The organism is Nostocoides sp. HKS02 (genome assembly GCF_009707485.1).
In the GTDB taxonomy this organism is placed as follows: domain Bacteria; phylum Actinomycetota; class Actinomycetes; order Actinomycetales; family Dermatophilaceae; genus Pedococcus.
This window is the reverse complement of the sequence record NZ_CP046121.1, coordinates 2,331,947-2,357,752: the sequence shown is the minus strand read 5'-3', so window position 1 is coordinate 2,357,752 and position 25,806 is coordinate 2,331,947. Positions and strand designations below refer to the sequence as shown.

The 25,806-nt window shown below is 70.8% G+C and carries 19 protein-coding genes and 2 pseudogenes; 16 read left to right on the top strand and 5 right to left on the bottom strand.

The window, feature by feature from the left end:
* The first annotated feature begins 80 nt into the window (after positions 1–80).
* On the top strand, positions 81–1,283 hold the full coding sequence (locus GKE56_RS11315) for a cytochrome P450 (protein ID WP_230208913.1): 1,203 nt from the start codon (positions 81–83) through the stop codon (positions 1,281–1,283).
* Here the strand turns inward: GKE56_RS11315 and GKE56_RS11310 are convergent.
* A complete protein-coding gene (locus tag GKE56_RS11310; RefSeq protein ID WP_154685753.1) occupies positions 1,267–2,199 on the bottom strand; it encodes an SAM-dependent methyltransferase in 933 nt (310 codons plus the stop codon). The genes GKE56_RS11315 and GKE56_RS11310 overlap by 17 nt on opposite strands.
* A gap of 50 nt (positions 2,200–2,249) precedes the next feature.
* Between GKE56_RS11310 and GKE56_RS11305 the strand changes: the two genes are divergently transcribed.
* The 8 genes and pseudogenes from GKE56_RS11305 to GKE56_RS11270 all read left to right on the top strand — a co-directional run bounded on the left by GKE56_RS11305 (position 2,250) and on the right by GKE56_RS11270 (position 9,345).
* On the top strand, positions 2,250–3,146 hold the full coding sequence (locus tag GKE56_RS11305; protein WP_154684628.1) for a Rossmann-like and DUF2520 domain-containing protein: 897 nt from the start codon (positions 2,250–2,252) through the stop codon (positions 3,144–3,146).
* A gap of 54 nt (positions 3,147–3,200) precedes the next feature.
* Positions 3,201–4,139, top strand: coding sequence for a pantoate--beta-alanine ligase (gene panC / locus GKE56_RS11300; protein ID WP_154685751.1), 939 nt, complete (start codon positions 3,201–3,203; stop codon positions 4,137–4,139).
* Positions 4,140–4,153: 14 nt separating this feature from the next.
* Entirely contained in the window at positions 4,154–4,579 is a 426-nt protein-coding gene (gene panD / locus GKE56_RS11295) for an aspartate 1-decarboxylase (RefSeq protein ID WP_154684627.1), read from the top strand.
* A gap of 6 nt (positions 4,580–4,585) precedes the next feature.
* Positions 4,586–6,277 (top strand): L-aspartate oxidase, encoded by a 1,692-nt coding sequence (locus tag GKE56_RS11290; protein ID WP_154684626.1) that lies wholly within the window; start codon positions 4,586–4,588, stop codon positions 6,275–6,277.
* Positions 6,274–7,158, top strand: a complete 885-nt coding sequence (gene nadC / locus GKE56_RS11285) for a carboxylating nicotinate-nucleotide diphosphorylase (RefSeq protein WP_154684625.1) — start codon at positions 6,274–6,276, stop codon at positions 7,156–7,158. The genes GKE56_RS11290 and nadC overlap by 4 nt, the downstream gene beginning before the upstream one ends.
* Before the next feature lie 130 nt (positions 7,159–7,288).
* A pseudogene (lysS, locus tag GKE56_RS11280) lies at positions 7,289–8,747 on the top strand (lysine--tRNA ligase).
* The gene (locus GKE56_RS11275; protein ID WP_154684624.1) at positions 8,744–8,932 is read left to right on the top strand and encodes a lysyl-tRNA synthetase; all 189 of its coding nucleotides are present in this window, start codon (positions 8,744–8,746) and stop codon (positions 8,930–8,932) included. The pseudogene lysS and the gene GKE56_RS11275 overlap by 4 nt, the downstream one beginning before the upstream one ends.
* 86 nt (positions 8,933–9,018) lie before the next feature.
* Positions 9,019–9,345 carry an Lsr2 family protein gene (locus GKE56_RS11270; RefSeq protein ID WP_154684623.1) on the top strand — a complete coding sequence of 109 codons (327 nt, stop codon included), beginning with the start codon at positions 9,019–9,021 and terminating at the stop codon, positions 9,343–9,345.
* A gap of 8 nt (positions 9,346–9,353) precedes the next feature.
* On the opposite strand, the gene ligD (GKE56_RS11265) is transcribed toward GKE56_RS11270, so the two are convergent.
* Together ligD (GKE56_RS11265) and ligD (GKE56_RS11260) are read right to left on the bottom strand one after the other, a co-directional pair.
* Complete coding sequence (ligD, locus tag GKE56_RS11265; protein ID WP_154684622.1) at positions 9,354–10,223, bottom strand: non-homologous end-joining DNA ligase; 870 nt, start codon at positions 10,221–10,223, stop codon at positions 9,354–9,356.
* The gene (gene ligD / locus GKE56_RS11260; RefSeq protein ID WP_154684621.1) at positions 10,220–11,158 is read right to left on the bottom strand and encodes a non-homologous end-joining DNA ligase; all 939 of its coding nucleotides are present in this window, start codon (positions 11,156–11,158) and stop codon (positions 10,220–10,222) included. The genes ligD (GKE56_RS11265) and ligD (GKE56_RS11260) overlap by 4 nt, the downstream gene beginning before the upstream one ends.
* Positions 11,159–11,234: 76 nt before the next feature.
* Between ligD (GKE56_RS11260) and GKE56_RS11255 the strand changes: the two genes are divergently transcribed.
* Positions 11,235–12,095: a Ku protein gene (locus GKE56_RS11255; RefSeq protein ID WP_154684620.1), complete on the top strand. Its 861-nt coding sequence runs from the start codon at positions 11,235–11,237 to the stop codon at positions 12,093–12,095.
* A 33-nt stretch (positions 12,096–12,128) separates the two neighbouring features.
* On the opposite strand, the pseudogene GKE56_RS11250 reads toward GKE56_RS11255, so the two are convergent.
* Both GKE56_RS11250 and GKE56_RS11245 read right to left on the bottom strand, forming a co-directional pair.
* Positions 12,129–15,546 (bottom strand): annotated as a pseudogene (locus GKE56_RS11250) (error-prone DNA polymerase).
* Positions 15,547–15,572: 26 nt separating this feature from the next.
* Positions 15,573–17,159, bottom strand: a complete 1,587-nt coding sequence (locus tag GKE56_RS11245) for a DNA polymerase Y family protein (protein ID WP_154684619.1) — start codon at positions 17,157–17,159, stop codon at positions 15,573–15,575.
* A gap of 822 nt (positions 17,160–17,981) precedes the next feature.
* On the opposite strand from GKE56_RS11245, the gene GKE56_RS11240 reads away from it, so the two are divergent.
* The 6 genes from GKE56_RS11240 (at position 17,982) to GKE56_RS16910 (ending at position 25,802) form a co-directional block, all read left to right on the top strand.
* Positions 17,982–18,809 carry an Fpg/Nei family DNA glycosylase gene (locus GKE56_RS11240; RefSeq protein ID WP_154684618.1) on the top strand — a complete coding sequence of 276 codons (828 nt, stop codon included), beginning with the start codon at positions 17,982–17,984 and terminating at the stop codon, positions 18,807–18,809.
* A 133-nt stretch (positions 18,810–18,942) separates the two neighbouring features.
* Positions 18,943–19,917 carry a type IV toxin-antitoxin system AbiEi family antitoxin domain-containing protein gene (locus tag GKE56_RS11235; protein ID WP_154684617.1) on the top strand — a complete coding sequence of 325 codons (975 nt, stop codon included), beginning with the start codon at positions 18,943–18,945 and terminating at the stop codon, positions 19,915–19,917.
* Positions 19,918–19,989: 72 nt separating this feature from the next.
* Entirely contained in the window at positions 19,990–21,258 is a 1,269-nt protein-coding gene (gene paaK / locus GKE56_RS11230; RefSeq protein ID WP_154684616.1) for a phenylacetate--CoA ligase PaaK, read from the top strand.
* Between the two features lie 67 nt (positions 21,259–21,325).
* On the top strand, positions 21,326–21,838 hold the full coding sequence (locus GKE56_RS11225) for a hypothetical protein (protein WP_154684615.1): 513 nt from the start codon (positions 21,326–21,328) through the stop codon (positions 21,836–21,838).
* Positions 21,839–22,054: 216 nt separating this feature from the next.
* Positions 22,055–24,568 carry an ATP-dependent Clp protease ATP-binding subunit gene (locus GKE56_RS11220; RefSeq protein ID WP_154684614.1) on the top strand — a complete coding sequence of 838 codons (2,514 nt, stop codon included), beginning with the start codon at positions 22,055–22,057 and terminating at the stop codon, positions 24,566–24,568.
* 466 nt (positions 24,569–25,034) lie between these two features.
* Positions 25,035–25,802 carry an LCP family protein gene (locus GKE56_RS16910; protein ID WP_195908086.1) on the top strand — a complete coding sequence of 256 codons (768 nt, stop codon included), beginning with the start codon at positions 25,035–25,037 and terminating at the stop codon, positions 25,800–25,802.
* Positions 25,803–25,806 lie beyond the last annotated feature (4 nt).

Genomic DNA, 25,806 nt, shown 5'->3' with positions numbered 1-25,806 from the left:
CTTTCGACGTGCAGCAGCCCTCAAGTCTGCCCCGCCCGGAGCACCTGACAAAACCGAGCGCCCTGCGGCAGGCTTCGACTGTGCCCGCTCCGAAGGCCGTCGACGCCGCTGACCTGCTCGACCTCAGCGACCCCGCCGTGGTAGCCGATCCCTATCCCCACCTCGCGGCCCTGCGCGCCGTGGCGCCCCTCGCGTGGCACTCGGGTCTGGGTATGTGGCTGGCCACGGGCCACGCCGAGGCCGGTGCGGTGTTGCGTGACCGGCGCCTCGGCCGGATCTTCCACGACCGCGCCCCGGAGCACGACTGGCAGACGTTCAACTGGCTGCACGCCGACTCGATCCTCGACTCCGAGCCGCCCAAGCACACCCGGCTGCGGCGCCTCGTCGCCGGGGCGTTCGGTCGCGGGCACGTGCAGCGACTCGCACCGCGCATCGAGGAGCTGGCTGTGGGTCTGCTGCGCGAGGTCCCGGGCGGCCCGTTCGACGTGCTGGCGGCGTATGCCGAGCCGCTCCCCGTGCTCGTGATCGCCGAGCTCCTCGGTGTCCCCGAGTCCGACCGCCACCACCTTCGGCCGTGGTCCCAGGCGATCGTGCGGATGTACGAGGTGGACCGAACACCCGCCGACGAGGCAGCGGCCCGCACAGCGGCCGCCGAGTTCGCGGCCTACGTGGAGGCGTTGGCGACGGACCGGGCACGGACACCGGGTCAGGACCTGCTGACCGACCTCGTCCAGGCCCGCGACGGCTCGGACCGGCTTGCCGCTCACGAGCTGGTGGCCGCGGCGGTGCTGCTGCTCAACGCCGGCCACGAGGCGAGCGTCAACGGGTTCGGCAACGGCCTGCACTCCTGGCTCACCGCTCCCGAACGGCCACAGGTCGACGTGGCCGACGCTGGTGCCGTGTCACGTCTGGTCGAGGAGTTCCTGCGCCACGACTCGCCGCTGCACCTGTTCGAGCGGACCGCCAGGGAGCCCGCCGAGGTCGTCGGCGTCGCCTTCGCGCCGGGCGACAAGGTGGCCGCGCTGCTGGGTGCCGCGAACCGCGACCCCACGGTGTTCGCCGACCCGGACCGGTTCGACCCGACGCGCGACCCGAACCCGCACCTGGCTTTCGGCGCGGGCATCCACTTCTGCCTCGGGGCACCGCTCGCGCGGCTGGAGCTCGAGATCTCGCTGCGGACCCTGCTTGGCCGGTTCCCCGAGCTCGAGGTGGTCGAGGCAGTGCGTCGCCCGACGTTCGTGCTGCGCGGCTTCGAGCGGTTGGTGGTCACCCCACGCGCTTGAGCGCCCACAGGAAGTCGCCGAACCCGCCATGGGCCGTCAGGGCGGTGGCCGCGCCGGCCCGCTCCAGGGCGCGCAGGTAGCCCGCAGGGTCACGGCGGGCAAGCTCGTGGTCGGGAGAGCGCCCGACGATCCCGAGGCCACGCAGGGCCGTGCGCTGGTCGAGCAGGTCGTCGTGGTCGAGGGTGTCCATCGCGACGTGGGCGGTCAGGTCGCAGGTGCCATCGGGTGCCGGGTCGACCATGCGCCCAGCGCGGTATGCCGCGAGCGTGCCGCCGTGGGGCCGGTCTCCGCTGCGATGGCCGTAGTCGACGGCGAGCACGATCCCGGCGTCAACCCGGGAGAGCAGCTCGGACCACGCGGTGGCGCGGGACAAGCCGATCTCGACGCGCTGGCCCGGCTCGGTAGCTGCCCAGTGCGCCCGGCACCACTCGAGCTCGTCACCCGTGACGGGTTCACCCCACGACTCGGCACCGGCAGGATCCACCAGCCGGTGCCGCAGGACGCCATCGAGGTCGACCTCCGCGACGGGGCAGGGCACCACGTCGAGCCACTCGTGGGCCACGACCAGCGCGGACTCGAGGTGGGCGAGCTCGGCTGGAACGGCCGCGCCGCCGGGCGAGCGGAGCCAGCGCACCGCACCGGGCAGGGTGGCGGGCCTGGCCACGACGTCCAGGCCGGTGAGCCGCAGCGCCGGCTCCGCGGCATACAGGTGGGTGAGCAGCTCGCCGCGTCCGGCGCCCACGTCGACGACCTGGGTGAGGTGGTTCTCGCGGGCGAGCTGCGCCAGCGCCTCGGCGAGCAGGCGCCCGGTCGCGCCATGGGTGGCGGTGGTGAAGTGCGCCGCGGGCCCGGCGGCCGAACGGTAGAACCCGCGCGCGCCGTAGAGAGCCTCCTGCCACGCCTGCTCCCAGGGCATCGCCTCCACCCGCCAGAGGCTAGTCGCCGCGGGCGGGTAGCGTTCACGATGTGACTCCCAGCGACGAGCGTCCGGCCCGCCTCGAGGTGGGCGTCGTGGGCGCGGGCCGGGTCGGCGCCGTCATCGGCGCCGCGCTCCAGCGGGCCGGCCACCGGCTGGTGGGGGTGTCGGGCGTCAGCGCAGAGTCGGTGACCCGAGCGGCAGAGCTGTTGCCTGGCGTCCCGGTGCTCACGCCCCAGGAGGTCGTGGCCCGCGCAGAGCTCGTGGTCCTCGCCGTCCCCGACGACGCGCTGGCCGACCTCATCTCGGGCCTGGCCGCCACCCACACCTGGCAGACCGGACAGCTGGCCTTCCACACCTCGGGCCGCCACGGCCTCGAGGTCTACGCCCCCGTCGCGAGTCACCATGTCCTCGGGCTGGCCCTGCACCCCGCGATGACGTTCACGGGCACCGTCATCGACCTCGACCGGCTGCTCGACTGCTGCTTCGGCGTCACCGCTCCCGAGCCCTTGCGTGCGGTCGCCGAGGCCTTGGTTCTCGAGATCGGCGCCGAGCCGGTGTGGATCGAGGAGTCGGCCCGGCCGATGTACCACGCGGCCCTCTCCCACGGGGCGAACCACCTCGTGACGCTCATCGCCCAGTCCCTCCAGGCGTTGGGGGCCGCAGGGGTCGAGACACCGGCGAGGGTGCTCGGGCCCCTCGTTGCGGCCGCTCTCGACAACACGTTGCGTGCGGGTGATGCGGCTCTCACGGGCCCGGTGTCGCGTGGGGATGCCGGTACCGTTGCCGAGCACCTGCGACAACTTCAGAGCCTGACCCCGGATGTGCGGCCCACCTATGTGGCACTGGCGCGCGCCACGGCCGAGCGGGCCCTGGCCAGTGGCCGGCTGCGGCCGCACACCGCCGAACCCCTGCTGGACATCCTCGCGAGCGACCAGGAGCGTTAAGTGAGCGAACAGATCGCCGTACCGACCGTCTCCCTCGACGCGCAGGTGGCCCAGATCGACGGGCAGGTCGACGGGCACGTCGACGGGCCGGTCGTCGCGCGGACCCGCGACGAGCTGCGCGCGGCCAGGGCGGCCCTCACCGACGGTGACGTCGCGGTGGTCATGACCATGGGCGCCCTGCACGACGGGCACGCGACCCTGATCCGCACCGCCCGTCAACGCGCTGCCCACGTCATCGTCACGATCTTCCTCAACCCGTTGCAGTTCGGGCCGCGCGAGGACCTGTCCCGCTACCCGCGGACCTTCGACGCCGACCTGGAGATCTGTCGCAGCGCCGGGGTCGACCTCGTGTTCGCCCCGACCCCTGACGTGATCTACGAGGACGGCGACCCCGGGGTCCGCATCTCCGCCGGGCCCCTGGGCAACGTCCTCGAGGGCCAGGCGCGACCCGGCCACTTCGACGGCATGCTCACGGTCGTCGCCAAGCTCCTGCACCTGACCAGTGCCGACTCCGCCTACTACGGGCAGAAGGACGCCCAGCAGCTGCTGCTCATCCGGCGCATGGTGCGCGACCTCGACTTCCCGGTCACGGTTGTCGCGGCACCGACCGTGCGCGAACCCGACGGGCTCGCCATGAGCAGCCGCAACACCTACCTCACCGACTCCGACCGCGAGGTGGCGCTCTGCCTGTCGCACGCCCTGCAGGCGGGTGCGGCCGCTGCCGGCGAGGGGCCGTCGGCGATCCGTCGGGCCGCCCGTGAGGTGCTCGTCAGGGAGCCGCTCGCCCTCATCGACTACCTCGTGCTCGTGCACCCTGCCACGCTCGAGGACGTGCCGGAGTGGTACCGCGGTGAGGCTCTGCTCGCCGTCGCCGGCCGAGTCGGCACCACCCGACTCATCGACAACCTGCCCATCGACGTCGGCCCGGGGGGTGGCGCACTCGAGGTGTTCTCCGATGTGCCGTCCGCCGCGCCGAAGCAGCCGAAGCAGTAGAACCGGAGGACGACATGCAGCGGTTCATGCTCTACGCGAAGATCCACCGGGCGACCGTGACCCAGGCCGACCTGCACTATGTCGGGTCGCTGACCATCGACCGCGACCTCATGGATGCCGCGGGCCTGCTGCCGGGCGAGCAGGTCGACGTCGTCGACGTCGACAACGGCAACCGCCTCACGACCTATGCCATCGAGGGTGAGCGCGGCTCCGGCATCCTGTGCATCAACGGCGCTGCGGCGCGCCTCATCTCGCCCGGCGACACCGTGATCGTCATCGCGTATGCCGCGATGGACGACGCCGAGGCGCGCACCTTCGAGCCTCAGGTCGTCTTCGTCGACAAGGACAACAAGATCGTCGAGATCGGGCACGATGTCGGCGACGTGCCCGACGGCTTCGGCCTGAGGACCTCGGCGGTCACCGCCCGCCACCATGACTGAGCGGCCATGAGCGAACCGCAACCCACGGGCCTGCGGATTCCCGGCCACCTCGTCGCCCCCGACCCCGGCTGGACCACCTCTGCCGACGTCATCGTCGTGGGGTCGGGCATCGCGGGGCTGACGACCGCGCTCCGGCTGCGCCAGCGCGTCGACCGCGTGCTCCTGGTGACCAAGACGGTCCTCAGCGAGGGATCGACCCAGTGGGCACAAGGCGGCATCGCCGCTGCACTCGACCCCGGGGACTCGCCCGAGGAACACCTCCACGACACCCTGGTCGCGGGGTGCGGCGTGTGTGACGTGCCCGCGGTCACCGCCCTGGTTCACGAGGGCCCGGCGCGGGTTCGCGAGCTGGTGGCCCTGGGTGCCGAGTTCGACCGCGACGACGAGGGCGAGCTCAAGCTCACGCGCGAGGGCGGGCACCACAAGGACCGCATCGCCCATGCCGGTGGCGACGCGACCGGCAAGGAGATCTCGCGCGCCCTCATCGCTGCGCTGCACCGCGTCCAGGACGACCCCGGCATCGAGGTGATCGAACACGCGCTCGTGGTCGACCTCCTCAAGGACGACGACTCACGGGTCTGCGGCGTCACGCTCCACGTGATCGGCGAGGGCCAGATGGACGGCGTCGGGGCCGCGCTGGCCCGCGCGGTCGTCCTGGCCACAGGTGGGCTGGGTCAGGTCTACTCGGCCACGACCAACCCGAGTGTGGCCACCGGTGACGGCATGGCCGCTGCCCTGCGGGCCGGCGCCACCCTCGCGGACGTCGAGTTCGTGCAGTTCCACCCGACGGTGCTCTGGCTGGGCGAGGGCGCCAGTGGCCAGCAACCGTTGATCTCCGAGGCTGTCCGCGGCGAGGGCGCCTACCTGGTCGACGGCGACGGAGTGCGCTTCATGGAGGGCGTGCACCCGCTCGCCGACCTGGCACCCCGCGACGTCGTCTCCCGCGCCATCGCCGCGCGCCTGCGCGAGAGCGGCGCGGACCACGTCTTCCTCGACGCCCGACACCTCGGCCGTGAGTTCCTCGAGAAGCGGTTCCCCTCGATCGTGGCTCGCTGTCGCGAGCTGGGGTTCGACCCGGCGACCGACCTGCTGCCGGTGGCCCCGGCCCAGCACTACGCGAGCGGGGGCGTGCGCACCGACCTGAACGGCCGTTCGAGCCTGGCCGGGTTGTACGCCTGTGGTGAGGTCTCCTGCACCGGGGTCCACGGAGCCAACCGGCTGGCGTCGAACTCCCTCCTCGAGGGCCTGGTCTTCGCGCACCGCATCGCCGACGACATCAGTGCGCGGCTGGCCAACGGCGAGCTCCCTCATGCGAAACCTGCTGGGGCGCAAGGGGTCCCAGCCCTGATCGGGGCCGACTCGCGCACGATCGTGCAGTCGGCGATGACCCGCGGCTCGGGCGCGGTCCGGTCCGCCGAGTCGCTCGCCGACACGTCAGCCGTCCTCGCCACGGTGGCTGCGACCGGGCCCGCCCAGGAGCCCGGCCCGCGGTCCTGGGAGACCACGAACCTGCTGCACGTCGGGCAGGTGCTCACCCTGGCGGCGAGGCTTCGCGAGGAGACCCGCGGTGGCCACCTGCGATCCGACTTCACCGCCCTCGACGATCCCCGGTGGCGCGGTCACACCCTCGTGACGCGTGGCGCCGACGGGCGAGTGACCACGACCTTCGAACCCGTCCCCGAACAGGACCTCACATGACCGACCTGCAGTTCCCCGACGTCGCCGCCCTCGCGGTCGTCCGCACTGCCCTCGACGAGGACCTCGGTGGGCCCGAGGGCGTCGATGTCACGACGATGGCGACCATCCCGCCCGAGCAGGTGAGCGCCGCCCAGGTCGTGGCACGGGCACCCGGCGTCATCGCCGGCATACCCGTCGTGGCGCTGGTCTTCGACGAGGTGGCCAGGCGGCTCGGCGCCCAGCCCCTGCAGATCTCCACCACGCGTCACGACGGGGACCAGGTCGCGGCGGGTGACGTCGTCGCCACGCTGCACGGATCCACCCAGGTGACCCTCGTGGGCGAGCGCACGATGCTCAACCTCCTCTGCCGGCTCTCCGGGGTCGCGACGCACACCCGCGAGTGGGCGACGCGCCTCGAGGGCACCGGCGCGACGGTCCTCGACACCCGCAAGACCACGCCGGGCCTGCGCGCCCTCGAGAAGTACGCGGTGAGAGCGGGCGGCGGCAGCAACAAGCGCTTGGGCCTCTACGACGTCGCGATGATCAAGGACAACCACAAGCTCGCTGCCGGCTCGCTCAGCGCCGCGTATGCCGCGGTGCATGGCACCTTCCCGGACGTTCCCGTGCAGGTCGAGGTCACCACGACCGCCGAGGCCCTCGAGGCGGTCGCGGTCGGCGCGCGGTTCCTGCTGTGCGACAACATGTCGGTCGAGCTCCTTCGTGCCACGGTCGAGGCCGTGCGCGCGACCGGCGAGGTCGTGGAGCTCGAGGCGACCGGTGGCCTGACGCTCGACGTGGCCCGGGCCTATGCCCTCACCGGCGTGGACTACCTCAGCGTCGGGGGGCTCACGCACTCCTCACCCATCGTCGACCTGGCTCTGGACCTCACTCCGGCTGAGTGAGCACTGGCGGGACGGAGCGCGTTCAGGGACACCCATCTGGGGTCGGTACCCTTTGCGGGTGAATCCCACCGCGAGCGACACCGCCAGCGAAACCCCGGCGATCGTGCCCGACGTCGATCCGCCCGAGCAGATGAAGGTCCGTCGCGAGAAGCGCGACCGGCTGCTGGCCGAGGGCGCGCAGGCCTATCCGGTGTCGGTGCCGCGCACGCACACCCTGCAGGAGGTGCGCGAGCGCTGGCAGCACCTCGAGACCGGCGAGGAGACCCAGGACGTCGTGGGCGTCGCGGGGCGCGTGATCTTCATCCGCAACACCGGCAAGCTCGCCTTCGCGACCCTCCAGGAAGGCATCGGCACCCGCCTCCAGGTGATGCTCAGCCAGGCCGAGGTCGGTGAGGAGTCGCTCGCCGCGTGGAAGGCGACCGTCGACCTGGGCGACCACGTGTTCGTCGAGGGCCGGGTCATCTCCTCCAGGCGCGGCGAGCTCTCGGTCATGGCCACCCGCTGGGAGATGGCGTCCAAGGCGCTGCGCCCGCTGCCGGTGATGCACAAGGACCTGTCCGAGGAGTCCAGGGTCCGACAGCGCTACGCCGACCTCATCGTGCGCCAGGAGTCGCGGGACATGGTGCGCACCAAGGCCACGGCGCTCGCGGCGATCCGGGGGGGTCCTCGACAGCCAGGGCTACCTCGAGGTCGAGACCCCGATCATCCAGCTCATCCACGGCGGGGCGGCGGCGCGGCCTTTCCGGACCCACATGAACGCGTTCGACCAGGAGATGACCCTGCGGATCGCGTTGGAGCTCAACCTCAAGAAGGCTGTCGTCGGCGGGGTCGACCGCGTCTACGAGATGGGGCGGATCTTCCGCAACGAGGGAGTCGACTCCACCCACAGCCCTGAGTTCACGATGCTGGAGGCCTACCAGGCCTACGGCGACCAGACCTCTATCGCCGCCCTCATGCGCGACGTCTACCTCGGTGTCGGCGATGCTCTGGGCTCGCGTCAGGTGCAGACCCCGGCAGGCACGATCGACCTCGACGGCCCGTGGCGCTGGCTGCCCGTCTACGAGGGTGTGTCCGAGGCGGTGGGTGAGACCGTCACCATCGACACCGACGTCGACACCCTGCGCACGTATGCCGCGAAGCACGACGTCGCCGTCGACCCCCTCTGGGACAAGGACAAGGTCTTCCTCGAGCTGCTCGGCGAGCTCGTCGAGCCGGGGCTGCTCCAGCCCACCTTCCTCTGCGACTACCCGGCGATCGCGCAGCCGCTGGCCCGTCCGCACCGCTCGAAGCCGGGTCACATCGAGGCGTGGGACCTCATCATCGGCGGCGTCGAGCGGGGGACGGGCTTCTCCGAGCTCATCGACCCGGTCGTCCAGCGGGAGGTCCTGACCGCCCAGTCGATCCGCGCGGCGGGCGGCGACCCCGAGGCGATGCAGCTCGACGAGGACTTCCTGCGGGCCCTGGAGTACGGCGCGCCCCCCATGGGTGGCCTCGGCTTCGGGGTCGACCGACTGGTCATGCTGTTCACCGGAGCGAGCATCCGCGAGACGATCCTGTTCCCCCACCTGAAGCCCGAGCTCGGACGATGAGCGGCCTGTGGCCCTACGTCGCGGCCCTCATCCCCTCGACCGGGGTGGGAGTGCTCTTCTGGCTGGTCATCAAGAACATGATTGAAGGCGACCGCAAGGAAAGGCTCGCGCATTCGCAGTGGGACCGTGACCAGCAGAAATCCGGGGATGACGGACATTCTGCACCGGACGATTCTGAGAAATGACCGGGGAATAGCCATAGCCCATTTCTTTTTTGCGGCGCCAGGCCCTATTTTGAGACCTGCATCTTCTTCGTAGGAAAGGAATTCGCATGGCTCAGCGCGTCAACATTGTTCTTGAGGACGACCTCGACGGATCGGAGGCCGACGAGACCGTCACCTTCGCCCTCGACGGCGTCACCTATGAGATCGACCTCAACGCCGCGAATGCCGCCGGGTTGCGTGATTCCTTGGCGCCGTACGTCGGTCATGCCCGACGTGCCGGCGGCCGCCGGGCCGCAGGACGCCCGTCCTCACGCGGTGGCGGCAAGCGTGACCTCGCGGACGTGCGGGACTGGGCGCGCAAGAATGGCCATAAGGTGAGCGACCGTGGCCGAATTTCCGCAGAGATCCAGGCGGCCTACGACAAGGCCCACTGAATCGACTGTTAGGCGAGCAGGTCGGCCACGAGGTCGCCGTGCTCGTCGAGACGATCCAGCACCTCGTCGAACATCAGCTGTTCGAAGGTCTCCCCCCGCGCACCGGCGTCGACCTCGTCCCACGTGCGGGGGGCCGCCACGGTCGGCGTCTCCTTCCCACGCAGCGAGTACGGGCAGATGGTCGTCTTCGCCGCGACGTTCTGGCTCCAGTCGAGGAAGACCTTCCCGGGGCGCAGCGACTTGGTCATCTTCCAGACGATGAGCTCGGGCTGCTTCTTGGTGAGCTCCTGCGCCAGCTGCTGGGCGAGGTCACGCACCTGGTCGGAGGTGAGGTCGCCCGGCAGCGCGGCATACAGCTGCATGCCCTTGCTCCCGCTGGTGACGGGGAACAGGTCGAGGCCGAGGGCGCCCAGTCGTTCGCGCACCATCAGGGCCACCGTCGCGCACTCCTTGAGCCCGGCCGGCGCGCCGGGGTCGAGGTCGATGACGAGGCGGTCCGGGCGCTGGCGCTCGCCGTCGGCGTCGACCCTCCACTGGGGGATGTGCAGCTCGATCGAGTTGAGGTTGACCAGGTAGGTGAGGTGGGCGAGGTCGTCGACCATCGGATAGGTGACGTCGTCGAGCTTCACCCGAGGCAGCCAGGACGGCGCCCCGGACGGCAGGTTCTTCTCGAAGAAGCTCTGGTCGCCGGTGCCGTGCGGCCAGCGCACCCGGGTGAGCGGGCGTCCGGCGAGGTGGGGCAGGAGCACCGGCGCCACCTGGGCGTAGTAGCTGAGCACCTCGCCCTTGGTCGTCTCGGTGGACGGGTAGAGCAGCTTGTCGAGGCTGGTCAGCTTGAGCTTGCGTCCCTCGACGAGGACGGCGGCGTTCTCGGTCACGGCTCGTCCTGCAGGTCGCGGGGCGTGAGGTCGGTGCGAATCCCGAGGTATGCCGGCTGGCGCAGCCGGCCGTCGCGCGTCACCTCGAGCGCGCGGGCCTCGACGACCAGGGTGGGCTCGACCCAGGTCACGCCGACGGCGTCGATGCGGGGCACCTCGGTGCTGAACGGGGAGTCCTGGCGGCGCAGCGGTGCGAGCGCCTCGGCCAGCTGGGTCGCGGCGCGCCCGGCGATCCCACTGCCCAGCCCGCCGGCATACCGCCAGCCGCCAGCGCCGTCGGGCAGGCCGACGAGCACCGCGCCGAGCCGCCCGGACTCGTTGGTCTTCTCCGCGCGCCAGCCGCCGACGACCACCGAGATCGTGGTGTGGTGCGGCGACTTCAGCCAGTCGGTGGAACGCCGTCCGGGCAGGTAGGTCGACGAGAGCCGCTTGCTCACCACTCCCTCGAGGCCTTGCTCGAGGGTCGCGGCGAACAGCTCGGGTCCGTCGTCGTAGACCGGTGGCACCTGCCAGTGGCGCCCGTCGAGGTCGAGTCGCTCGAGCATCTCGCGCCGGGCCGACAGTGGTTGGGTGGTGAGGTCCGCGCCGTAGAGCCGCAGCAGGTCGAACACCATGAGCGTCACCGGCCGGGTGGCGGCCAGCCGCTCGGCCTTGCGTCGGTCACGCACGTGCATCCGGTCCGCCAGCGCCCCGAAGGACGGGCGGCCGCCGTCGAGGGCGACCACCTCGCCGTCGAGCAGCATGTCGTCGTAGAGGCCGCTCAGGCCGGCCAGCTCGGGGTAGGACGCCGTGACGTCGTTGCCGGTGCGGGACGTCAGGGTGAGCACGCCGTCACGGACGTCCGCCAGCACCCGCATGCCGTCCCACTTCACCTCATGGATCCACTCCGCCCCTGCCGGGATGGCAGTGGCTCGGGTGGCCAGCATGGGGCGCATGGGGCCATCCTGACGCAATAGGCTGGGTCCAGGGGCGAGGCTGGACCAGCCCCGCGGCATACGGGAGGATCCGACCATGCGAGCGATCTGGAAGGGCGCGGTGTCCTTCGGCCTGGTCAACGTACCGATCCGGCTGTACTCCGCCACGGAGAACCACGACGTGCAGTTCCGGCAGGTGCACCGTGAGGACGGCGGCCGGATCAAGTACCAGCGGGTCTGCAGCATCGACGGCGAGATCGTGTCGTACGACGACATCGCCAAGGGGTACGAGACCGAGGACGGCGAGATGGTCGTCCTCACCGACGAGGACTTCAAGGACCTGCCTGCGACCAGCAGCAAGGAGATCTCGGTCGAGAAGTTCGTGCCGGCCGAGCAGATCGACCCCATGTACTACGACAAGTCGTACTACCTCGAGCCGGACAAGGCCTCGACCAAGCCCTACATCCTGCTCCGCGACGCCCTGGAGAAGGAGAACCGGGTCGCGGTCGTGACGGTCTCGATCCGCACGCGGATGACGATGGCGGTGCTGCGCGTGCACGAGGGCGTCATCGTCATGCAGACGATGTTGTGGCCCGACGAGATCCGCAAGCCCGACTTCGCGACCCTCGACGACGACGCCAAGGCCACCAAGCAGGAGCTGGCCATGGCCGATCTGCTCATCGAGCAGCTCGCGGGCGACTACCAGCCCGACGACTACGAGGACGACTATGCCGCCGCGCTGGAGTCGCTGGTCAAGGCCAAGGTCGAGGGCGGCGAGGTGCAGCTGGCGCCGACGTCGAAGGACGACTCGGGCGAGGTCGTGGACCTGCTCGCGGCGCTGAAGAAGTCGGTCGACAAGGCCAAGGCCTCCCGCGGCGAGGGCACCGCGGAGAAGCCGGCGACGAAGACCGCCGCGAAGAAGGCGACAGCGAAGAAGGCGACCAAGAAGGCCAGCTGAGCGGCCGTGCCGGCAGCACCGGACGTCCCGCGTTCAGCGGAAGTCGCGCGACGGCGTGCGGATGGCCAGCGGCAGGAGGTCGATCCGGTCGGCCAGGAGGTTGACCACTGACCCCCGACGCTCCAGCATTCCGCGCACCACGAGCGCGTTCGACTGGCGGACCAGCCGACGGTAGCGAGTCCAGACACCGGTCGAGCAGATGACATTGAGCATGCCGGTCTCGTCCTCGAGGTTGAGGAAGGTCACCCCACCCGCCGTCGCCGGTCGCTGCCGATGAGTGACCACCCCGCCGACCCGCACCCGGCCGGGCTCGGTGGTGGCGAGGGTCGAGACTGCCAGGACCCCGCGCGCGTCCAGCAGCGGGCGCACGTGCGTGATCGGGTGGTCCTGCGGCGAGATCCCGAGTGCCCACAGGTCGGCCATCGTGTCCTCGACGGGTTCCATGCCCGGCAGCGCCGGGATCGTCGAGTCCATGACCAGACCCTGCAGCTGCCCGGCGCTCTCCAGTGTTGCCCGGCCCGAGTCCCACAGGGCCTGACGACGACTCAGCCCGAAGCAGTCGAAGGCCCGTGCCGTGGCCAGTGCCTCGACCTGCGGCACGGTCAACCGGACCCGGCGGGTCAGGTCGGTCATGCTGGTGAACGGGCCGTTCGCCAGCCGCTCGTCGACGATCCGGGTGGCGAGCGGGACCCCGATCGAGGTGACGTCCGCCAGCCCCAGCCGCACGGCATACCTCCCGTCGCGCCGGTGGTCGGCGTGGTCGACGCGCGCGTCGGCATCGAAGTCACCCACCGGTGGCTGGGACTGCTGCAGGCAGGCGTCCATCCCGCCGGGGGTCCCTCCGGTGAGCGGCTCGAGGTCGGCCTGCACCCCGGAGGCGAGGATGTCGGGACGCAGCACCTCGACCCCGTGTCGGCGGGCGTCGGCCACGAGGCTCTGCGGCGAGTAGAACCCCATCGGCTGGGAGCGCAGGAGGCCGACGAGAAACGCGCCCGGGTAGTGCAGCTTGAGCCACGAGCTCGCGTAGACCAGCAGTCCGAAGCTCAGCGCGTGGCTCTCGGCGAAACCGAAGTTCGCGAAGGCCTCGATCTTGGCGTAGATCTCGTCGGCCAAGGACCCGGTGATGCCGTTGTGCTCCATGCCGGCATAGAGCTGGGCACGCAAGGTGGCGATCTTCTCGATGCCTCGCTTGGAACCCATGGCGCGGCGCAGCAGGTCGGCCTCGGCCGCGGTGCAGTCGCCCACCGCGACGGCCATCTGCATGAGCTGCTCCTGGAACAAGCGGCACGCCCTTGGTGCGGCTCAGCACGGGTTCGAGCTTGGGGTGCAGGTAGGTGACCGGCTCCTCACCGGTGCGGCGCCGGATGTACGGATGGACCGCGCCGCCCTGGATCGGCCCCGGCCGGATGAGCGCGATCTCGATGACGAGGTCGTAGAAGCAGCGTGGCTTGAGTCGCGGGAGGGTGCCGATCTGGGCGCGGCTCTCGACCTGGAACACCCCGACCGAGTCGGCTCGGCACAGCATGTCGTAGACGCCACGCTCCTCCTTGGGCAGCGTCGCGAGCTCCCACCGCTCACCGAGGTGGTCGGCCACCAGCGTCAGGGTGTGCTGGAGGGCGCCGAGCATCCCCAGCCCCAGCAGGTCGAACTTGACCAGCCCCATCCAGGCGCAGTCGTCCTTGTCCCACTGCAGGACGGTGCGGTTGTCCATGCGCGCAGGCTCGATCGGGCATACCTCGCCGACCGGTCGGTCGGTGAGCACCATCCCGCCGGAGTGGATGCCCAGGTGGCGTGGTGACCCCAGCAGCTCCTGGGCCAGGCCCACCACCCGAGGCGGGATGTCGTGGTCGGCGCCGGCGGCCACCACGCTCGACCACGAGTCCATCTGCTTGGACCAGGCGTCCTGCTGGCCGACCGAGTAGCCGAGGGCCTTGGCGACGTCACGGATCGCCGACTTGGGACGGTAGGTGATGACGTTGGCGACCTGGGCGGCGTTGCGACGGCCGTACTTCTCGTAGACCCACTGGATGACCTCCTCACGGCGATCGGAGTCGAAGTCGACGTCGATGTCGGGCTCCTCGTCGCGCACCGCAGAGAGGAACCGCTCGAACGGGAGGTCGTAGCGGATCGAGTCGACGGCGGTGATGCCCAGCGCGTAGCACACCGCCGAGTTGGCGGCGGATCCTCTTCCCTGGCAGAGGATCCCGCGACTGCGGGCGAACGCCACGATGTCGTGGACGATGAGGAAGTACCCCGGGAAGTCCTTCTCCTCGATGACGCGGAGCTCACGCTCCAGCCGCTCGGCGGTGCTGGCGGGGGCGTTCGGGTAGAGCCGTTCGGCACCACGGCGAACCAGCTCACGCAACCACGACATCGTCGTGTGGCCGTCGGGCACGGCCTGCTTGGGCAGCCTCGGCGAGGCGCTGCGCAGGGGGAAGGCGAGGTCGGCGGCGATGTCGACGGTGCGTTCCACCGCACCGGGGAACCGCGCGAAGCGTGCGGCCATCTCGGCGCCAGAGCGCAGGTATGCCGTGCCCGCGGCGGGCAGCCACCCGTCCATGGCGTCGAGGGCGCGGCGGGCCCGCACCGCGGCGACGGCCTGGGCGAGACGGGCGGCCTTCGGCGTGGCGAAGTGGACGTTGTTGGTCGCCACGACCGGGAGCCCGGCCTCGGCGGCGGCCACGGCCAAGGCGTCGTTGACCGTGCTGTCGAGGGGTTGTCCGTGGTCGAAGACCTCGACGAGCACGTGGTCGGGCCCGAAGAGGTCGATGAGGTGGTGCAGGGCTGGCGCCGCCGCCGCCGGGTCCAACCGCCTCGCACCACCAGGACCGCCGGTGAGCGCCCGGCGGACTGCGCCCTTGCGGCAGCCGGTGAGCACCATCACCTCGCCCCGGCAGCGGTCGGCGACCTCGTGGAGGTCGTAGACGGGCTTGCCCTTCTCGGCACCGGCGAGCTGGGCGGTGGTGATGATCTCGGCGAGCCGGTGGTAGCCCCGCTCTCCGCGGGCGAGCACCAGCAGGTGGTCGCCCTCGGGGTCTGCCACGCCGTTCTGGGGTGCGGTCAGGCCCAGCGAGAGCTCGGCACCGAAGACCGTGGGCAGCGCGTAGGCCTCGGCCGCCTCGGCCATCCGGACCACCCCGTAGAACCCGTCGTGGTCGGTCAGGGCGAGGGCGGCCAGGCCGTGGCCGACCGCCTCCTCGACCAGCGCCTCCGGGCTGCTCGCGCCGTCGAGAAAGCTGTAGTGGGAGTGGCAGTGCAGCTCGGCATAGGCGGTGACGTCCTCGGGTCGGCGCACCCTGGGCCGCGCGGCATACGCCGCACGCTTGCGTGACCACCCTGGTGCGTCCCCTCCGTCGGGGACCGGCACTCCGACGGGCACGCCCTCGCGGTGGTGGTCGGAGAGCCGCCGCTCCAGCTCGGACCAGGGCACCACCGGGTTATCCCAGCCCATGGCGCTCACCCTCCCGGTCAGTCGGATCAGTCATAGCGGGCCTCTGCCCACCACACGCCGCCGTCGAGCCCGAGCAGCCAGGCGTGGCCGGCCGGGTCGACCAGCTGGAACCAGGCCCCGCGGCGTGCGCTCTGGGGGTCCCACCACCGTGACTCGATGAGCCATGGTCCGGCCCAGGCGTCGACCGGACGCAGCTCGAGCGGCTCCGTGGCGCCGGGATCGCCCACGGCGAACCGATGCGGGGCCGCCGTCAACGCGCCACGGTCGGTGACGTCGACGGGGCGGTCGAAGGCATCGACGACGCACGCCGGCCTGGGCTGCTGGAACACCGTGGCCGGAGCCGGCGGTGGCAGGCTGCCCGGCCAGGGCTGGGTGGCGGATCGGGTCGGAGTCGGCAGGTCGCCCCAGGGGACCATGGTCTGGCGCTCGACGGGGGTGCGGCCGCCGCCGCAGACCGCGGTGACCACCGACTCGCGCCCGAGGGCTGCCTGCACCTTGGAGATGGCCCGCTCGATGCGCAGGTCGGAGCCGCCACCCCACAGCCCCTCGTCGAAATCGCCTTGCGGCGCAAGGGTTTCGGGGATGATCCTGACCTGGACGACGGGGGCGTCCACCCCGTCGGCGGCAAGTTGCCACCGCAACCGGTCGATGACGTCGGCAGCGGTGAACCAGTGCGGATGGGTCCACTGCTGTGCCGTGGTGTCCCCGCGGTCGGTGTGCACCTCGATCCAGATGCTCGTGCAGACCAGGTGGCGCGAGGTCAGCCGGGCGACGAACTCGTCGACCCCCTGTCGCATGCTGAAGGCGATCGGGTCGATCTGCTCCAGGGCGGGCTCGAAGCTGACCGCGCACTCGTGGTCCTGAGGTGGGCGGCGCGGGACGAAGGGGCGATCGTCGGTGCCGCCGGCCAGCTGGTGCGCTCGGGCGCCGTCGTCGCCGAACCGGTTCAGCACGTCGCGGTGCGGCAGGGCAGCGAACGCACCGAGCGTGCGCAGCCCGAGTCGGCGCAGCACGCTGACGAGCTCGGGGCGGTCGAGCACGCTGACCGGCAGGGGGCTGAGGAACTCGGCTGACCCGCCCGGCTCGACCACCACGCAGTCCTGGGGCAAGGCGCGCCGGGCCGCCTGCTCAGCGGTGAACGTGCTGTCAGCGATGCCGAACCTGCAGTCCGGGACGCCGAGCTCGACCAGCCGCTCGGCCACGACGGCCGCCACCGCCTCCTCGCTGCGGAAGTAGCGCGAGGACCCGTCGACCCGCAGCGCACAGGTGCCCGGGCGGATCAGCTGCACCCCCGGGCTGATCTCCTCGACGGCGGCCAGGACCGGCTCGAACGCCCGCAGGTCCAGCCCGGCGTCGTAGTCGAAGGTGACCAGGTCCGGGCACCGGGACTGGGCGTCGCGCAACCGCATCTCGCGGCGCACGCCCTCCTTGCGGGCCGCGGCCGAACACGCATACACCGCGCCAGCGGCAAGCAGTGCGAGCGGCGTGCGTTCGGGGAAGGCGGCGCCCACGCTGGTGTGCCGGATGGCTCGGACCGGCCAGTCCGGACACCACAGGATCATGCTGCGTGCGGTCTTGTGCGCCTTGGGTGACGGCGTCGCCCGGGTCTGCATCAGCTGGCCCGGGAGTCCGGTCGGGACGTGGCGAGCTGGAGGTCGGTGACGTGGACCTCGGGGGAGCCTGGCGGAGTGCACCATCGGCGAACCACAGCGACGAGGTCTGCGCCCTGCCGTCCCTGGCTCGGACGGTCACCGTGAGGCGGCGGTGGCGCAGGTGACCCACGCCCGCGTCCAGACCCTGCCAGCTGGTCGCCTCGACCTCGAGGCGCGCCGTGGCGCGGGGCCACTGCTCACCTCGGCGAAGCAGCACCACGAGTACCGCGCCGCGGTGGCGCAACCGCCCGGCCAGCCTGGACACCTGACCCGCCTGGACGCCCGACGAGGGCCGCAGCACGACCAGGGGCAGCACCTCGACCAGGGTCGCGACGACCATCGGCCACTCGTCGCCCGGCGTCGGGACCATGACCGTGCGGGACAGGTCGATCCCCAGCGCAGCGGCTGCCTCGGCGCCCAGGTCGGGGAGGCCGACGACTGCCGCCCACTGCCCGTCGCTCGACGCGCTGGCGAGCAGGGACAGCGCCAGACTCGTCGACTCCTGGACCGCGTAGGTGGAGCCGGCAACCAGGCCGCCGGGCAGGACGTTCTCCAGCGCGGGCGCCAGCCTGACGGGCTCGCGCACGACGGTGCGCTGCATCTCGTTCAGGCGTGTGGCGAGCGCCGTTACGTCCGGTGTCACTTGACCATGATCGAACATATGTTCGACCATGGTCAAGTGACACCGATCGACTGGCACCCATCGACTGGCACCCATCCACCCAGGCGCCCTTCCCTGCGGCGCAGCGCCCCGATCGCTGCCACGTGACCCATGATGGGCCCATGCCCGAAGGCCACACCCTTTTCGCGCTCGCCCGCGACCTCGACGCGGCATACCGGGGCACCGCGCCCACGGCGAGCAGCCCCCAAGGCAAGTTCGCCGCGGGCGCCGCCCTGCTCTCGGGCCGCACCTTCGTCCACGCGACCTCGTGGGGCAAGCACCTGTTCGCCGAGTTCGAGGGTGATGCGTGGCTGCACGTCCACCTCGGCCTGATCGGCACCTTCACCATCGACGACCGCCCGTATGCCGGCGAGATGCCCGTCGTGGGGCAGGTGCGGCTGCGCCTCGCCACCGCCGAGCACGTCGCGGACCTGCGCGGGCCGAACCTCTGCGCGGTGATCACCCCGGAACAGGTCGAGGCGGTCACCTCGCGGCTGGGCCCTGACCCGCTGCGCCCCGAGCCCGACCCGGAGCTCGCCTGGCGCAAGATCTCGCGCAGCGGCAAGCCCATCGCCGAGCTGCTCATGGACCAGGCGGTGCTGGCGGGGATCGGCAACGTCTATCGCAGCGAGGTGCTGTTCCGGCAGCGGGTGGATCCCTTTCGCCCCGGTCGCGAGCTGCGGCGTACGACCTGGGACGCCATCTGGCTCGACCTGGTGGAGCTGCTGCCGCTGGGCGTCGCGACGGGCAAGATCGTCACGGTCGAGGATCAGGTCGAGCAGGTGCGGGCGGCCGTGGCGGCGGGCACCCAGGAGCGTCTCGACGAGCGGATGTCCTACGTCTACAAGCGCAACGGCGAGCACTGCTTGGTGTGCGGGTCCAGGATCCGCACCCAGGTGGTGGCCGGGCGCAACCTCTTCTGGTGCGGGCGCTGCCAACGGCGTCGCTGACGGCGGCAGTGGCTGACTCTGAGCCATCGTGCAGGGTGTTCAGGGTCCAGACCCTGAACACCTGCACGATCCTTGGCGCGGGCCCCTGTGGATGACGTCGGCCTCGGGGGTCGGGGGCTAGGCACCATGGGGTATGCCGATCAACTGGGGGGAGCTGCGGCGTGCGGCCGAGAGCCAGGCCGACCTGCTCAGTCGCGCGCAGTGCCTTCGGGCCGGCGCCGGCGACGAGCTCATCGCGTGGCGGGTCAGCTCCGGTCGCTGGGTGCGGATCCACGATGGCGTCTACCTCACCAAGCCCGGCCGGGCCGACTGGCTGGTGCGGGGTGTGGCGGCCTTGTTGCGCGTCCTCTCGACCGCGCAGGCAGCGGATGCCGCGCTGCGTGGCTCCAGCGCGGCATACCTCTGGGGGCTGGAGTCGCGGCCGCCCACGACGGTCGAGCTCGTCGTCCCGGCGTCGCGGTACGTCACCGCACCCGAGGGAGTGACCGTCACGCGATCGCGCCACTTCGACCGGCTCGTGGATGATCGCGCCTATCCGTGGCGCACCACGGTCGCGGCAACGGTGCTCGACCTGGCTGACCAGAGCCAGGCCACCGATGCGCTCGCGGTCGTGGCTCGAAGCGTCCAACGCGAGGCTGTCACCGTCGGGGAGCTGCGTGGAGAGCTGGCCGCGCGGGCTCGCCACCGACATCGTCGTCTGCTGAACGCCGCTCTGGCGGACGTTGACGAAGGCGGCCAGAGCGGTGCAGAGCTCCTGTATATCCGCGATGTCGAGTCTGCGCACGGGCTGCCCCGAGGCGTGCGGCAGGGGCCGTCGGACGAAGGGCAACGGCGCTACCACGACACCAGCTACGAGGAGTTCGGGCTGATCGTCGAGGTCGACGGGCGTCTGGGGCACGAGCGATGGAGCGATCGCGTCCGCGACGGTCGTCGCGACCGCCAGCTCCTGACGACCGCGCAGGTCACCACCCGGGTGTTCTGGCCTGATGTCGCGCTCTCCCCGTGCACGACCGCGGTGGAGGTGGGCCAGATCCTGGGTGGCCGCGGCTGGCGAGGTCGGCTCAGGCCCTGCCGACGGCCCGGATGCCCGGTGAGCGCGTCAGCGTGAAGGGTTGTCAGGGTCAGGACCCTGACCGGGCTGCACGATCCTTCGCCTCACCCTCGGTCCTAGATTGGGGTCATGGCCAGCGTCGTCTCCACTGTCGAAGACCTGCGCGCCCTCCAGCTGGAGCGGTTGCGATGGAGCCTGGGGCACGCGTACGACAACGTGCCGCACTACCGGCGAGCGTTCGACGAGGCCGGGGTCCGGCCGGATGACCTGCGGGACCTGGGCGACCTCGCGCGCTTCCCGTTCACGGCCAAGGCCGACCTGCGGGCGAACTACCCCTTCGGGATGTTCGCGGTGCCCCGCGAGCAGGTGGCTCGGATCCACGCGTCCAGCGGCACGACGGGCAGGCCCACCGTCGTGGGCTACACCAGGGACGACATCGACACCTGGGCCGAGGTGATGGCGCGGTCCATCGAGGCAGCCGGGGGCAGGCCGGGCGACCTGCTCCACGTGGTCTACGGCTACGGCCTGTTCACCGGCGGGTTGGGGGCGCACTACGGAGCCGAGCGCCTCGGCTGCACCGTGGTCCCGATCAGCGGGGGCATGACCGAACGACAGGTGCAGCTCATCCTCGACTTCGGGCCGCGGATCATCATGGTGACCCCTTCGTACTTCCTGTCGATCCTCGACCAGATGGAGGCCCAGGGTGTCGACCCCAAGGAGACCTCGCTCGAGATCGGGATCTTCGGGGCCGAGCCGTGGACCGAACAGATGCGCGCGGAGGTCCAACGGCGCAGCAACCTCAGGGCGGTCGACATCTACGGGTTGTCCGAGGTGATGGGGCCCGGGGTGAGCCAGGAGTCCGGCGAGACCCAGGACGGGCTGCACGTCTGGGAGGACCACTTCTACCCCGAGGTGGTGGACCCGATCACCGGGGAGGTGCTGCCCGACGGGCAGGAGGGCGAGCTGGTGTTCACGTCCCTGACCAAGCAGGCCATGCCGGTGGTGCGGTATCGCACCCGGGACCTCACCACCTTGCTGCCGGGCACGGCATACCCGCAGTTCCGGCGGATGGCCAAGGTGACCGGGCGCACCGACGACATGATGATCGTCCGGGGCGTCAACGTGTTCCCCTCGCAGATCGAGGAGCAGCTGCTCGCCATCGAGGGGCTGAGCCCGCACTACCTCTGCGTCCTCACCCGGCCCGGCCGCCTCGACGAGCTCACCGTGCAGGTGGAGCGTGCCGAGGGGGCGGCGGCCACCGACGGCCCCGAGCTCGGTCGCAGGCTCGAACGCCGGGTCAAAGACCGGATCGGCGTCACCGTGCGGGTCGAGGTGCTCGAGCCGCACCGCCTCGAGCGCTCGCTCGGCAAGGCCAAGCGGATCAACGACCTGCGCTGAGACGGCCCCGTTTCGCCGTGAGCGGACGACTCTGGCGCGAGCCATGGCAGTAAGTAATCATGATTACATGACAGCACGAACAACAGCAGAGGCGTGGCTGGCCGGCCGCCTCCCTGAAGACTGGTTCACCGGCCCCGTCGAGGTCAGTCGTGACCGCGACGAGCTCATCATCACGGGCACCCTCGCAGCGCCCGACCTGGCCGAGGATGCCGACGACACCGAGCGGGCGCTCGCGGCGCGTGGCCGAGCCAAGACCTTCCGCGAGGAGACCCGCGACCGCCGCATCGAGATCGCCCGCGAGCTCGAGCACCTCAGCGGCCGGAAGGTGTCCTGGGCCGTGAAGGTGGGCGAGCATGAGCACCTCTTCACCCACCTCGCCGCCCCGGTCATGACCCGCCTGCGCCAGCCGGAGCGCCGGGTCCTCGACACCTTGGTCGACGCCGGGGTCGCCCGCTCCCGCGCGGATGCGCTCGCGTGGTGCGTCAAGCTCGTGGGCGAGAAGTCCGACACCTGGCTCGGCGAGCTGCGCGAGGCCATGGCGCGCGTCGACGAGGTCCGCAAGAAGGGTCCCGCGGCGTGACCGTATGCCGTCCGCCCACGGCGAACATGAGCCGACCGCGCTCAGGTCCGGGAACAGGGTGCGCGCCCCCCGCGTTGCGCACGGTGACTGGCCGACGGCGACTGCCGACGACCGCGTCCGTTCGTCCCGATCGAGTATCGGTCGGCGAAAGGCGTACGCCGCGGTCAGCCAGCACGGATAGCATCGAGGTGATCTCGATAGGCAGGAGCAGAAGAGATGTTTGAGCGGTTCACCGACCGAGCCCGTCGGGTGGTCGTGCTTGCGCAGGAGGAAGCGCGCATGCTCAACCACAACTACATCGGGACAGAGCACATCCTGCTCGGCCTCATCCACGAAGGTGAAGGCGTCGCCTCCAAGGCTCTCGAGAGCCTCGGCATCTCGTTGGAGTCAGTCCGCGAGCAGGTCCAGGAAATCATCGGCCAGGGCCAGCAGGCGCCCAGCGGCCACATCCCCTTCACGCCCCGCGCGAAGAAGGTCCTCGAGCTGAGCCTGCGCGAGGCGCTGCAGCTCGGCCACAACTACATCGGCACCGAGCACATCCTGCTCGGCCTGATCCGCGAGGGCGAGGGCGTCGCCGCCCAGGTCCTCGTGAAGCTGGGTGCCGACCTCAACCGAGTGCGCCAGCAGGTCATCCAGCTCATCTCTGGCTACCAGGGCAAGGAGGGCCAGACCGCGGGTGTCGGTGCCGGCGTCCAGCAGGAGGGCACTCCCGCCGGGTCGCTGGTCCTCGACCAGTTCGGTCGCAACCTCACCCAGGCCGCCCGTGAGGGCAAGCTCGACCCGGTCATCGGACGTGAGAAAGAGATCGAGCGGGTCATGCAGGTGCTGTCCCGCCGCACGAAGAACAACCCGGTCCTCATCGGCGAGCCCGGTGTCGGCAAGACGGCGGTCGTCGAGGGCCTGGCCCAGGACATCGTCAAGGGTGAGGTGCCCGAGACCCTCAAGGACAAGCAGCTCTACACGCTCGACCTCGGGGCGCTCGTGGCGGGCAGCCGGTACCGGGGCGACTTCGAGGAGCGCCTGAAGAAGGTCCTCAAGGAGATCCGCACCCGCGGCGACATCATCCTGTTCATCGACGAGATCCACACCCTGGTGGGTGCGGGTGCCGCCGAGGGCGCGATCGACGCCGCCAGCATCCTCAAGCCCATGCTGGCCCGTGGCGAGCTGCAGACCATTGGTGCGACGACCCTCGACGAGTACCGCAAGCACATCGAGAAGGACTCAGCCCTCGAGCGCCGGTTCCAGCCGATCCAGGTCGCCGAGCCGACCCTCAGCCACGCGATCGAGATCCTCAAGGGTCTGCGTGACCGGTACGAGGCGCACCACCGGGTGTCCATCACCGACGGTGCGCTGGTGAGCGCGGCCAACCTGGCCGACCGCTACATCAACGACCGGTTCCTGCCCGACAAGGCCATCGACCTCATCGACGAGGCGGGCGCGCGGTTGCGCATCCGGCGCATGACCGCTCCGCCGGACCTGCGTGAGTTCGACGAGAAGATCGCCGCGGTGCGCCTGGAGAAGGAGTCGGCCATCGACGGCCAGGACTTCGAGAAGGCCGCCCACCTGCGCGACAACGAGAAGAAGCTGCTCGCGCAGAAGGCCGAGCGCGAGTCGCAATGGAAGTCCGGCGACATGGACGTCGTGGCCGAGGTCGATGAGGAGCTCATCGCCGAGGTCCTCGCCGCCAGCACCGGCATCCCGGTCTTCAAGCTCACCGAGGAGGAGTCCAGCCGGCTGCTCCACATGGAGGACGAGCTGCACAAGCGCATCGTCGGCATGGACGACGCCATCAAGGCGCTCGCCCAGGCGATCCGCCGCACTCGTGCCGGGCTGAAGGACCCGCGCCGGCCCGGTGGCTCGTTCATCTTCGCCGGCCCGACCGGCGTCGGTAAGACCGAGCTGGCCAAGACGCTCGCGGAGTTCCTCTTCGGCGACCAGGACAGCCTGATCCAGCTCGACATGTCCGAGTACTCCGAGAAGCACACCGTCTCGCGGCTGTTCGGCTCGCCCCCCGGCTACGTCGGCTACGAAGAGGGCGGCCAGCTCACCGAGAAGGTCCGCCGCAAGCCGTTCTCCGTGGTGCTCTTCGACGAGGTGGAGAAGGCCCACCCCGACATCTTCAACACCCTGTTGCAGGTGCTCGAGGACGGCCGCCTCACCGACTCCCAGGGCCGGATGGTCGACTTCAAGAACACCGTCATCATCATGACGACCAACCTCGGCACGCGGGACATCTCCAAGGGCTCGCTCGGCTTCACCGCCGGGCCCGACACCCGCAGCGACTACGACCGCATGAAGAACAAGGTCGTCGACGAGCTCAAGCAGCACTTCCGTCCCGAGTTCCTCAACCGGGTCGACGACACGATCGTCTTCCCGCAGCTCACGCAGGACGAGATCGTCCAGATCGTCGACCTCGAGATCGCCAAGCTCGACAAGCGGCTCAAGGACAAGGACATGGGCATCGAGCTCACCGTCGAGGCCAAGAACGTCCTGGCCAAGAAGGGCTACGACCCCGTGCTGGGCGCCCGTCCGCTGCGTCGGACCATCCAGCGCGAGATCGAGGACGTGCTCTCGGAGAAGATCCTCTACGGCGAGCTCAAGGCTGGCGAGCTGGTGCTCGTCAACGCCGAGGGCGAGGGCAAGGCCGCGGTGTTCACCTTCGTGGGTACTCCCCACCCGGGCAGCATCGAGCTCCCCGTGATCGAGACCGTGGGCGACAGCAGCGACTGACGCCGCACCACACAGACAGGTATGCCGCGCGGGTGACCGCGCGGCATACCTGTCTGACCGGGGCACGTACTCTAGGGGCCGTGGATCTGCCGAAGCTGCCCCGACGACCCCTGCTGAGCGGACTCCTCGCTGCGCCCATCGTGGCGGCGGGGTGCTCGAGCAGCACCAAGACCAAGACCCCAGCACGCCCCACCACACCCGCCCCGTCGGCGACCGCGCCGAGCGTCACGGGCAAGGGGCTCCCACCGGACCTGCTCGCGGTCATCAAGGCGCTGTACCGCGGCGGCAGTGTTGCGGCCAGCCCCGGGGTGGTCAAGCCGCTGCTGGCTCGCAAGCCGCTGACCGGCCAGGTCGACACGGTCGGCAGCGTCGGCAGGTGGCAGAAGACCCCGGTCGCCGTGGTCACCATGGGCAAGGACGTCACCTTGCTGGTCAAGGCCCCGCACTGGCGGATTGTGGGCGGCTGGTGGCCGTCGATGCACGTCGCCCCCACCCCGACCGGGGTGCGGCGGGTGCTCGTCGTCGGCTCCGACGCCCGGCCCGGGAGGACCCGGGCCGCGCCCGCGGTGACAGCCTGCACATCGTCGCGTTCAACGGCCACGGGGCCGGTGGCGTCGTCGGTATCCCGCGCGACTCGTGGGTGCCGCTCGCGATCGGTGGCGTCGGCAAGATCAACTCGGCGCTCTCACTCGGTGGCCCCGCGAAGCTCCAGGAGACCGTGACCTCGCTGAGTGGCGTGCCGGTCGAGGGGTACGTGTTGACCGGGTTCAGCGGGTTCCAGTCCTCGGTGGACGCCATCGGTGGGCTGCGGTTCAACGCGCCCATCACGGTCAAGGGCACCCTGGGCGACAACCTCGTCACCAAGGGAGCCAACCTGCTCAACGGGTTCCGCGCGCTCAACTTCGCCCGGGCCCGGCACACCGTGGCAGGCGGTGACTTCGGGCGCTCGGCCAACCAGGGGCTCATCATCCGGGCCGCTGCCGCCATGGCGCGCGCCGCGGGACCACGTGCCATCCCGGTCTACCTCACCCGGTTCAGCCCGTACGTCCAGAGCAGCCTGAGTGCGGAGCAGGTCCTCACGCTGTCGTCGATGGCGTTCCGGACCTTCCCCAACCAGTTCCGCAGCACGGTCGTCCCGGGCACGCCGGCCGATCGCGCGGGTCAGTCCGTGGTGCTGCTCTCGCCCGGCGCCTCGCGGGTCTTCGCCGACATCAAGGACGGGCGGCTTGGCTGAGGGG